This window comes from Aeromonas sp. ANP5 (assembly GCF_963870295.1).
Taxonomy (GTDB): Bacteria; Pseudomonadota; Gammaproteobacteria; order Enterobacterales; family Aeromonadaceae; genus Aeromonas; species Aeromonas veronii.
Map to the genome: position 1 here is coordinate 155,943 of NZ_CAWMRY010000003.1, position 10,696 is coordinate 166,638.

General features: G+C 46.4%; 9 protein-coding genes and 1 pseudogene. 3 read left to right on the forward strand and 7 right to left on the reverse strand.

Annotated elements, in window-relative coordinates; all coding sequences use genetic code 11:
* Positions 1 to 440 precede the first annotated feature (440 nt).
* From AACT07_RS03195 to AACT07_RS03210, 4 genes are all read right to left on the reverse strand, one after another.
* Entirely contained in the window at positions 441 to 3,146 is a 2,706-nt protein-coding gene (locus AACT07_RS03195; protein WP_069526564.1) for a DNA-directed RNA polymerase, read from the reverse strand.
* A 133-nt stretch (positions 3,147 to 3,279) separates the two neighbouring features.
* Positions 3,280 to 4,479 (reverse strand): ParB N-terminal domain-containing protein, encoded by a 1,200-nt coding sequence (locus AACT07_RS03200; RefSeq protein WP_069526565.1) that lies wholly within the window; start codon positions 4,477 to 4,479, stop codon positions 3,280 to 3,282.
* Positions 4,480 to 5,242: 763 nt separating this feature from the next.
* Positions 5,243 to 5,455, reverse strand: a complete 213-nt coding sequence (locus AACT07_RS03205) for an Hha/YmoA family nucleoid-associated regulatory protein (RefSeq protein WP_069526566.1) — start codon at positions 5,453 to 5,455, stop codon at positions 5,243 to 5,245.
* Positions 5,456 to 5,678: 223 nt separating this feature from the next.
* Entirely contained in the window at positions 5,679 to 6,257 is a 579-nt protein-coding gene (locus AACT07_RS03210; RefSeq protein WP_069526567.1) for a recombinase family protein, read from the reverse strand.
* Positions 6,258 to 6,674: 417 nt separating this feature from the next.
* Between AACT07_RS03210 and AACT07_RS03215 the strand changes: the two genes are divergently transcribed.
* Entirely contained in the window at positions 6,675 to 6,911 is a 237-nt protein-coding gene (locus AACT07_RS03215; protein WP_069526568.1) for a hypothetical protein, read from the forward strand.
* 52 nt (positions 6,912 to 6,963) lie between these two features.
* Here AACT07_RS03215 and AACT07_RS03220 read toward each other — a convergent pair whose 3' ends face one another.
* On the reverse strand, positions 6,964 to 7,815 hold the full coding sequence (locus tag AACT07_RS03220) for a hypothetical protein (RefSeq protein WP_069526570.1): 852 nt from the start codon (positions 7,813 to 7,815) through the stop codon (positions 6,964 to 6,966).
* 361 nt (positions 7,816 to 8,176) lie between these two features.
* On the opposite strand from AACT07_RS03220, the pseudogene AACT07_RS03225 reads away from it, so the two are divergent.
* Both AACT07_RS03225 and AACT07_RS03230 read left to right on the forward strand, forming a co-directional pair.
* A pseudogene (locus tag AACT07_RS03225) lies at positions 8,177 to 8,395 on the forward strand (PAAR domain-containing protein); the annotation flags it as partial.
* 36 nt (positions 8,396 to 8,431) lie between these two features.
* Positions 8,432 to 9,253 carry a hypothetical protein gene (locus tag AACT07_RS03230; protein WP_253182220.1) on the forward strand — a complete coding sequence of 274 codons (822 nt, stop codon included), beginning with the start codon at positions 8,432 to 8,434 and terminating at the stop codon, positions 9,251 to 9,253.
* A gap of 518 nt (positions 9,254 to 9,771) precedes the next feature.
* Here the strand turns inward: AACT07_RS03230 and AACT07_RS03235 are convergent.
* Both AACT07_RS03235 and AACT07_RS03240 read right to left on the reverse strand, forming a co-directional pair.
* The gene (locus AACT07_RS03235; protein WP_069526574.1) at positions 9,772 to 10,116 is read right to left on the reverse strand and encodes a hypothetical protein; all 345 of its coding nucleotides are present in this window, start codon (positions 10,114 to 10,116) and stop codon (positions 9,772 to 9,774) included.
* Positions 10,116 to 10,688, reverse strand: a complete 573-nt coding sequence (locus tag AACT07_RS03240; RefSeq protein ID WP_069526576.1) for a helix-turn-helix domain-containing protein — start codon at positions 10,686 to 10,688, stop codon at positions 10,116 to 10,118. Before AACT07_RS03240 ends, AACT07_RS03235 begins: the two co-directional genes overlap by 1 nt.
* Between the last annotated feature and the right edge of the window lie 8 nt (positions 10,689 to 10,696).

Genomic DNA, 10,696 nt, shown 5'->3' on the forward strand with positions numbered 1-10,696 from the left:
AGTTTCAAAGTATGAGTATCAGAAGATCCTGGCATCAGGCAGTGCCAAGACTCAGGTTGAAAGCTAGTTTAAATTCCGGTTCACAACACAGTCGGTGAGCAATTCAATAGCCTCTATACAGAGGAAACATCTGGCATACCTACAAGAAGGGGTTAACTTCACGCTGGCAGCTATCTGAGCGAGGCTTCATTTGGTGTGTCCAGCCCACTCCATAACGTGCTCTTACGTGAGATTGTTATAGTTCGCAGGGTAATCCCCTTGAAGATTTCACGTAGGAGCGCGTGTTGATAGCTACGCAGCCAGTAGATCTTTAATCTTCTTGTGTTTATTTATTGCTGTTCTTTTTTCTTGCATTAAAAAGAAAAGGCCCACTGAGTCCAGCGAGCCTTTACGGATCGTATTTCTCTCCTATAAGTGAGGCTAAACGCTATGACTTAAAGCTATGCAAAAGCGTATTGAGATTCCAAGATCTCTTCTATGTTGAGCTGCCCTTTACTATGCGGCTTGGGTAGCTTTTTAAGGTCGTCTTCCATCATCTGTCCCTTCAAATCCTCAATGATTTGCCCAAGCGGATCAGCCTTATAAAGCTCAACCATCTGTTCTCGAACAATACGGAACATCTGATCGGTATTAGCTGCATGTGTCCCGAAAGAATCGTGGATCAATGCGAAGTGCTTAATGCCTTCCTTCATGCAGGCGCATACAGTCATCATCAAGTGCGTGGCATCAAGAGAATGAACAACGTTAGGGGCTATTGCGTCCCTCTGTTTATTTTTATCTAGCTTTTCTGTCTTGTATTTAAATGATACCTGCATTCTCGGAGCCTTTTTACCCTCTCCATCCTCTCCATAAGTTGGATCGTAAAAAGATAGCCCCTTAACCACGCTATCAAGGCGGCCTGTCTTTTCATCCCTGTATCGCTGTTCAACACGGAATCCAAGCGGTGTTGTCCACCATACATCTGTACCAGCCTTATTGATCAAGCTGGCGAGCTTCTTCAGTTCTGCCATCACCTGTGCAGGGACAACCACAGTCTCAACCACAGCTTTATAAATTAGCCAAGCAAGGAAGCAGCCCGCCGTGTTCAGTTCGGCTTCGTCTTCCCAAGGGAACACATCCTTTACAGCTTTACCTTGTGTGTAGGCGATCTTCTGGGCCTTTTCATAAGCAGGATCTAGTATGTCTGCACGAAGCTGCTTCCCGAACCCGTATTCAGCAGAGCCGTAGGGATAGGTCATTACAGAACGCTTGGTAATAGAGCGTAAGAGCTTCCCATTCTTCCAAGCATCAGGCCAAGAGATCCACTTATCCGCCTGTCCCTGCCATCCCTCGTTCTTGACTCGCAATTCCCCAGAGACAACCTGATCCAAATAAGCGGCCACTTTGTCAGCCACAATTTGGTAAATGTCACTAGGCTTATCACCTGCCAAAAGGTTTACAGCTCGTCCTGTAGTCTCACAGCGGGTAGCCATGCCAAGGTGTTGAAGACCCGAACAGGAGCCATCTAAAGCGATAGGCATACGGCTTTCATACTTGGTAGGCCCGCCCTGTGTCTTCAATGCTTCATCTATTTCAAAGCAACAGGCTAGGAACTGGAACGGTTTATCAGCAGCTTCCCATTCACGGTACTGTAGCGGGCCACTGGCGATCATCTGGATCATGTCGATGTTCGCATCAGTCCACTTTACACGGTCAGCATGTGCGGCCTTATCTTCGCCCCAGACGTTCGCTGTGTGCCAGCGTAGCCAATACCAGCCCCGTTCCCCAAGCTCAATGCCTACGTCAAATTGAAGCATGGCCTTAATGTAGTCTGGCCCTTGTGGGTTGATCCCGCCTTGAGTTACAGCATAGACACGGCCACGGAAATCTACTTGGTGAGGCATGTAGCAAGATGAATAGGCAGACAGCTCCTTAGCTGTAGCCAAATTACGGGCAACGTCCATCCATTCCGCAGCATGAGAATGGTTGTTCTTATGCCGTAGTTCTTCCCGCTTCCTCCATTCAAGATGGTCGTTTACCCAACGCTGCTGGGACTTTGATAATGTGGCAATCCACACCTCCCTGTTATTGAATGCTTCGTTTTTCGTCTTGGCTTCATGCCATGTCTTTAGTATTTCTGCTGCTTCGTCAGAATAACGAGGTTTAGGCGTTTCTGTATGCGCTACCAGTTCAGGGAGTGACCCGATAGAAATCCCAGCATCTAGCGCATACTGTATCAGGTTCATTATCCGCTTATTGATTCGCCAGCCTGTATCTTGCGCATAGTTCACTGCATTAAAGACCGTTGCAAGGCGGGGATCGTTTCTTTCATCCAGACTCTCTAGGTAACTGCGTGTTGCTACCTTTACAAATGGAATTGGTAGCTGTGCTGTTGATAGGTAGCCACCACCAATAACTAGACCATTCCCCCAATTAGTTGGAGGTACGATCATTGGCGTATTGTAGTAGGCAATGTCTAGCTGATGCTTAATACCGTCAGCGATCCATTCACCAACCTTGCCGTTTATCCGCAGATAATACTCCGTCTTCTTTCCCCCTTGTACCATCTCTTCATAGAAGTATTTAGTCACTTCCTTAATAATGAGCATCACACGTAGACCAACGTTACCTTCAAACGTCTTTGTTTTAAGGGACTGGTCAACCCCAGCGACTTTACTAATAAATGAAAGGGTATCTACGCGCTTACGTTCCTCCCCTTTCTGACGCATACGCTTAATCGCCTTCTTGTATTCTTTGGCGTGGTTAGTTTGCAGCTCTTGCAGCAAGAACATGTGAGAAAGGCGCGCACCAATCTTCATACTTACGTTACAGCGGGACTTCCTTCCCATACTGAAATCAATACAGTCTGACAGAGCCTCAGCAATAAATAGGTGCAGGTTCTCTTTTGTCAGCTTACTTAATGCTTTACAGGATTCAGCGTCATTTGTCGGCTTACCTTTCTCATTTGCCTCACGCCACCTACTGATCTTATTCTCAAATACATTAATAAGCCGTTCCAGAGAGTGCTGAATAAGGTAATGTTCTGGCTTCCTCTGTGAGTGTCGGCCATCTTGAGCCAGCTTATCCATTTGTTTCTGGACACGGTTACGGGCTTCACGTTGGCACCTTTCTTCCCTAGCAATTTGGACATAATAAAGGTCGATCATTTTTTCTTCTCGTTGTTTTTGGTTTTGGATTTTCTCTCCTATAAGCGAGGGGAAAGGCCCATAGAAGAGAAGAAGGTGATGGGATGTTGTGATGGGTTGTTGAGGGGTCGATTGATGGGATGGTTAGGAGGCGTTATTGCTCACTATTTGCGATTTGACGTTTACTGAACTCCTCACGCGCAATCCGTTTAATTTCAAGCTGCTTGCGCTTCAGTTGTTTTACCTTCTCAGGGTCTTCAGAATTCGCTGTGTGCATTGCGATGAAGAATGCTTTAACCTCTGGGACTCCTACACTGACAAGCGCATTTTTTATGGTATTGAAACGTGTTGCGCCTACACTAGGCATCGCTTGTTGTTCTGCCGGAGCACACTTTTGACCAGTGCTGTCTGAAAGTGTGGTTTCCTCTTCTGGTGATACAGGTTCAGCTTCAGAAGTGATGATAGGTAGACCACTATGATAAGGAGCTACCGGAGCACACTTTTGACCAGTGCTGTCTGAAAGTGTGGTTTCCTCTTCTGCTTCCTCAGCCTCTTGTAGTGCCTTGGCTACTTGCTCTGCTTCTTCCTGCAATTTCTTAGGGTCGTTCTTCTCCTTACCAGCATCAATGATTTTCCTGATACCTGATTCGGACATACCAACCTCATTGGCCAGCTCTTTTACAGTGCTAGTCCCATTATCGAAACTAAGGCGAATGTAGGCATCACGAAGATCTGTGTGCTTCTGATGAAGGGTTTTGCCGTCCTCCCCTTTTAGATCCCTGTATGCTGTTTTCAGCATTCTTCCTGTTATTTTATTGTCGAACACCTTTTCACGGATAATCTCAAGGGAGAGAATTCCCTTATGACGAAATGCAGTGTCCCCAGAATCATAAAGCTTATCCAATACTGAATGGACATCCTTAGCTGTATTCCTCAATCCATGATGCAGGTTTGTTTTCATGGAATAGGCGGCCATCTCATTTTCAGACGCATACTCCTTCAATTCCCATTGTCCAGCGGGAATCTCTTCACGATTTAATTTCTTGTACGCTTCAAGACGGTGGAACCCATCAAGCAGATAGTGTTCACCATCGAACAGACCAATGTGTATTGGGGAATGCCATTTCACATTCTTCAGAATAAGGGCCTTATAATCTGAAATAGACACCCTGCTCATTTCAGTTCTGTATTGGTATTTTTCATCCACGATAATAGAAGCAATGTTGATAGGTGCTGCTGTGCATTCCTTCTCACTGGACTCTACCTGTGCTTCTACCGGTGCTGCCTCTTGTGCCACCTTATTCGCTTCCTTCTTCACTAGGCGTAGGCTCTTACCTTTTTGCTTCTTCCCCATTTCTATTTACCTTGCTTGCCGTGAGAATGTGCTGCACATCCTAGACACAAGGGAATAAAAGTTGAAGTATTTCAAATAGAACTATAGGAATGTACTTGATTTGACATAGAGGGATCTGGTTGCTCTGAGTCTCTGTTATCCCTTCATTATTAATACTACGTTATGGATAATGGACTCATTCCCCTTTGGCACTATTCCTACTATGTCAAGATAGGTAGGTATAATTACAATTACTAATCTTCAGATTGATTATTCTCGGGCTATGCTGAAGCTTCTCATAGAGTCTACTAGGTAGATACTATTATTAATTACATTGTTATAACCATAATAGATACACCCTATAGCTATCTAAATGTTACCCCAGAGGAATCTTTTATCCTATAAGTGAGGGGACACTCTGAGGTACAGGGAAGACATGGATAGGCCACACTTTCAGACAGCACTGGTCAAAAGTGTGCTCAGGGGAACAGAGGGAACAGCCAGGTCAAGCAGGTGATGGGACGGAAGGAGGGCGGAAGGGAGCAAGAGGGAACGGGAAGGGAACGGAAAGTTGACCAAACAGGGGCTTGCAGATGGACAGCGAAAGATTCAGCCACCAGAGCCCGCCTATTCGCCTCTCAGATCATTCTGGGCTGCGTGAGTGGCATTACATGGCCTTGTCACAGTCGATCTCAGAGACGCTTCTGGTGGCCTTCTCGTTCATTTCGTGGAGATTATTAAAAACAAGAAAGCCCCTGCTGCTACAAGGGCTTATGAGTAATGGTTAATCGACCAAGGCCCAAACGTAAGTAGGCACCTTGCCAGCATCCCAGATCCTACCGCTGGCGATCTCTGCCCTCCGGTGATCCACTGCTGCTAATACTGTTGCCGCTTCTGCTGTGCTCTGTGCCAGTGCCTTCTCGTACATCCTCTCAGCCACCTGCTCAAGGCTTTCTATGCTCTTGAACTTCCGCAGCTTTATCAGTAATTCGATCATCTTAAGCAATCCTCCCCGAAGCGATACAAGCGTGACACCATGCTGTGTGGAATGCGTCAGTCCAGCCGCTCACAGTGTATGTAGATCCGTTGATTGCGATCCGATAAAATCCGTTCCCAAGTGCTTCAATCCTCATTCTAACTCTCGCAGGTTGTATGGTTGATTGATCCGCTAGGTCTATCGACAGTTGGCGCTGTTGATAGGCCGCTCCCTCTTCTCTTGCTTATGCTTTCTCTTCACCTTCCCAGTAACGTTTAACGGTTCGTGTACTTACCCCGAGCCTTTCGGCTGTTTTGGATTGGCTCAGGCCCTCTCTTTGAGCCTTGGCGACTGCCTCTCTGGTTTCGGTAGCCGCAGGGCGCCCCATCTTCTTACCTTTAGCCTTGGCCCGTTCAATGCCTTCTCTGGTGCGCTCCTTGATCCTCTCTCGCTCAAACTGAGCAAAGGCAGCCATCAGTTGCATCATCAGCATTCCTTCCGGCCCTGTGATGTTCTTCACTGGTAGGTCAAGGCTGACTACCTCAATCTGCTTTTCTTGGAGTTGCTTGATCGTGGTTTGTACGTCAATGCTGTCACGGCCAAGACGATCTAGCTTCAAGACCACAAGGCGATCACCTGCCTCTAGCTTGTGCTCTACCAGAGCCTTGAACTCAGGGCGTTGCATAGCCTGCATACCGCCAGACACAACTTCACTGATTACCCTGCTGTCCTGAACCTCATAGCCCGCCTTACGGATAGCAAGGATCTGAGCCTCTGTATCCTGATCGAATGTGGATACTCGGCAATAGGCAAATGTACGCATCTCGTTTCTCTAAGTGGTGACAACAATTGGTGACATAATCTCGGGGTGGTGACAACAAGTCAAACCCCTAAATTAATGCCGTGATCAATTAGACCTAAACGAGGTGACATAAAACGATGGTTTGTTGCCGCCGTCAGATGGTTAATGAGTGAGCAGATGCAGCCGTATTCCTTTGGCCTTGTCCTACATGAGAGAGAACGTGATTGCTTGTCCGTGATTAGGCATAAAGTAAAACAGCGGTGATACCTGTACCTGCTCGATGGGGGGTACGGGGATAAATGAAGTCGGTCATCTACTCAAGATGGGGTCACACAAAATTTTTCAAAATTTATACACAACTCCCAATAGTAGAAAGTCAAATTAAAACTCTATAGACTATTCCTGAATACCAACCTTAATTACTAGATGGATACTAACTTGAAAGTAAATAAAATAACCTTCCAAAATGTAGTGATGATGTTCAAAAGTGCTGAAATAACTGAAGATGGGAATTTAGAAATTAATTTCGATGTAAGAATTTATGAGCAGGCACAAAACTTTTCGATTTTAAATGAAAAGTACAAAACAGCTTTCATGATTGTCGATGGCAGGATGATGGGACTGTCATTTCTGACATCCAATGGCTTCGATTCCATAACTTATCACATAGAATAAATAAAAGCGGAGCATTTAGCCCCGCTTATAATCTCTCTATCACACGATAGTTTTATTTTTTCAAATCAGAGAGAGGCTTGTTAACTACATCCTCAAACTGCTTGAGTGTCTCCTGATACTCTCTTAATTCACGAGGAATAAGTGTATCAACAGTTTTAAGCATCCGCTCCAAATTCTCTGGCAGCTTGGGAGTTGCAGCATCAATCCCTTTCATTAGCCGTTCCACATTATCAGGCAGCTTAAAAGTTGCAGCTCCAGCACCTTGAATCAGCTGTTCCACATGATCAGGTAGCTTAAAAGTCGCAGCTCCAGCACCTTGAATCAACTGTTCTACATTATCAGGTAGCTTAGGAAGTGCAGCACCAGCATCTTTCAGCAATTCTCCCAAACCAGCAGGCATAGGCGGAACTTTTGGCAAATCCCTAATTTGAGCACCCATCAGGCCGGAAACCACATTAGCATGTTTCAACAATTCAGCATGCCGATTATTAAAATTTGCAAACTGCTCTGAAATAGCAGCCCCTACTTTTACCGCATCAATACTAGGAATAGGGTGATTATCAAGAACAGTTTTAAATTTGGGGATTTGATAGTTTTCTACACCCTTGCCAAGGGCATTATAATTAGCAAGAACATCACCAATCTTATTATTCTCAACAGTTGATCCAAGTTTGGTAAAATTTAAAGCTGAAGACTGCGGATTATTATTAAGCTGCTGCATGGCATTATTAAGCTGCTGCATGGCATTGTGCCACCCACCAGAAATACCATTGATTTCAGCGATGATGTCTAACGCTTGAGCTAGTTTTATTCCCTTTTCCTTGACGAGCTTCTTGGCTTTTTTACGGCAAAATTCGATAGTATTACCGGAAGGGAATTTGATGTGATCGTTTTGGTGTTTCATGATACGCCTGTCCTTCATCAATTTAGATGCGCTAGCCGACATACGCCCTATAGAAGAATAGGGTTAATTGAATTGTCTTGCAGTCTGCTGGTCACTCACCTTCGCCTAGGTCGGCTAACTGGGCGCAGAAATACCCACGCATTTATAGTGCCATAGACAAGACGGACTCAGCAAGATCTTTTTGTTGGTTTTGTCAGCTAGCTTTACAAGACATGAACCCTCTCACTTGAAACGTGACCAGCAACCCAAAGACGAAAACTGTGCGTCTTCTGCTGTCACGATCAGATTTGTCTGTATGGCTTCAGTTAAGGCCCACCATGTAAGGTGTTTGGTTCCCAGTAGTTAAGGTAGGAATCCGAACATGCAAAACGTAATTCAGAAGGGGGCTGCCACGACAACAGGCGGGGTTGTCTTGGAAGGCAATGATGGGATCTTGGTCGAGGGTAAAATCTTCACCTCAATAGGCCAGATGGCTAGTTGCCCCCAATGCAAACAAGGCCAAGGCCCTATAGTTCCTGATGGCCCACGCACAATAGATCTCCCCGCTGGCCCAGCTGCTTTGCATAACGATGTTGTGGCGTGTGGGTGTCCACCTGGCAGCAACAGAGTGATAGCCATGCAAGGTAGTACCTTCGGTGGGGCTCAAGGTGGTGCTGCTTCTGCAAGAGCTGCTAGCGCGTCTCCCGTTTCATCCGCAACTTCAACACCAGCTTCCCCCAGTTCAGCCCCGACAATTGATGCAGCTAACGCCTATTGGCCCCCGTATGATTTCGCCCAAGGCAAAGAGCTGGAGGTTGTTTACACCCAAGGCGTAATCGAGACGGCGATTCTGACACTCCATGAAGCCAATGAGTTCTACACCAACTTGTGGGTTGAGATTAACGGCAAGAGCACCGCTGGCTATGGCAAAAGCGGATACGACATGGTTAAGGCCACCTTTGAAGGGGCTGCATTAGCAAAAGGGCTGGGTGGGCTCGGTGTGCAGGCTTATACCAAGAACATCAAGGGCGTGGATTACGTTATTATCAAGGGCTATAAAAAGCACCTGAAGACCTTATTGGCAGGCAACATTTGGAAGGCTAGCAATCCCAACATTGTCCGGCTTGGCCTTGGAAAGCATGGGACACGCTACACGATAAAAGTTGGCATTGTTGTAGATGTTGCCTTTGCTGCTGCTGTGAACGCTGTTGATGTTATTGTACGTGACGCATCATTTGCAGAGTTCGTGGGTAACACTGTCTCGGACATCATAAAAGCATTGATCGTCGCAGGCATAATCATCGCGGCAGCTCCAACAGTTACGATCACCGCTGCATCCGGCACAGCCCTTGTTGCCTTATCGGTCGCTCTGGGTCTTGGCGTAGATGCCGTAGATGGCTATTTCGGCTTATCTGAGAAGTTCACAAAGTACGTCAAGGAGACGATGGGTGAAGGGTAAGAAACCGCTAGGGCGCTTAGTCATTGCGTTGTGTGCGTGGGCTATAATCGTCTTCATGCTTGTAATAACCAAGCCTTGGGCAATCATTGTAGCCGCATTCCGCCCACTGGCTGACCCTGTTGAATTGCTCGGCTATCCGCAAGTTATTGCTGTGTTTGTATGTATCCCGTTCTGCATCTGGTATCCCATTAGGCTAATCCAGAAAGCTAGAGAGGGCGACATAACCAGCCCGCTTAACAGCCGCTGGGATCTCCGAGTAACCATTATTGCTATTGTCCTCGGGCTGCTGATGGTAATCCCACGGTATCAATTAGGGGTTCGAGTCAATGATGCGGGCTATGTGACATGTGATAAGCCCAGCTCCCAATCAGCCAAGAACTCCTCTCGCACCTACGCATCATCAATTGAACGGTGTAAGTTGTGACTCTCAGGGCTCCCGTTCAGATGTTGACGCTATTGTCTGTATCAAGTCGCCAACGCCATACGGGAGTTCTATTCAACATGAGCAATTAAGCTACTTACCAGCCTTTTCTGGTGAAATCACTGCCAAACATCCATAACGGCTTTGGAATCTGGCCGCTGACTGCTGCATTTGCCTTCGCCAAGATAGGCCGAATAAACTCAGGCTTCTTCAATTTCTCTTCAATCATCTTCTTTTCACGCTGATAGGCTGCCTTAGAAAGAGGCTTAAGACCTGCCTCCTCCCTTTGTCTGACAATCCGCTCTAACTCATCGCGTAATGCTTGACGTTGGTATTCTGTTACCGCAGCCCATACAACTTTACTTCTCTGGGAACGTTCATCTTGCAGCCTACGCTTTTGGCTGATAAGCCTTTCATACAGATCGTTAGTAAAATCTGTCATCAGCAGCCCCGTGGAAAAAATGGATTCACATCTACTGGAATGCTACCCAAACAAATCCTTTCATTCTGTGAGAGAATTAACATTCTGCTTTTGATTTCAGCTAAAGCAGCCTTGTTCTGCTCTATTGCATTGGCTGATTTATAGCCATGACTTTTCTGATGAGAGAGATCCTTGTTACTTTGTCTTTGTTTACTAAAGTCGAAAGACTTAGCCGGACGCCTCTTACTGGGGGTACGGAAAGAACGTTCACAAAGCGAGCGAACAGCAGCCCCTAACTTATACACAGAAGCCAAATTCCAGTTGTCTACCTGAGCATGTTTACGGTGCTCGGTCTCAAGAATCTGAGACTCTTCTAACCGGCGTAATGCATTACGAACCGTTCTGACCGTACAGCCCACCCCCTTGGCTATCGTCCGCATGTATAAACAAGCAGACCACCCCTGAGCCTTGTTCATGTGACGGGCTAAAAATAGAGCAACCTCCTTGGTGTAAGCAGTGCCAAAAGTGGTCACAGGGAGCTTGGCGAGGGTAGCGACAATCTGGTCGCTGTGTGATAGGCTTGTCGGCTGCATGGTGTACT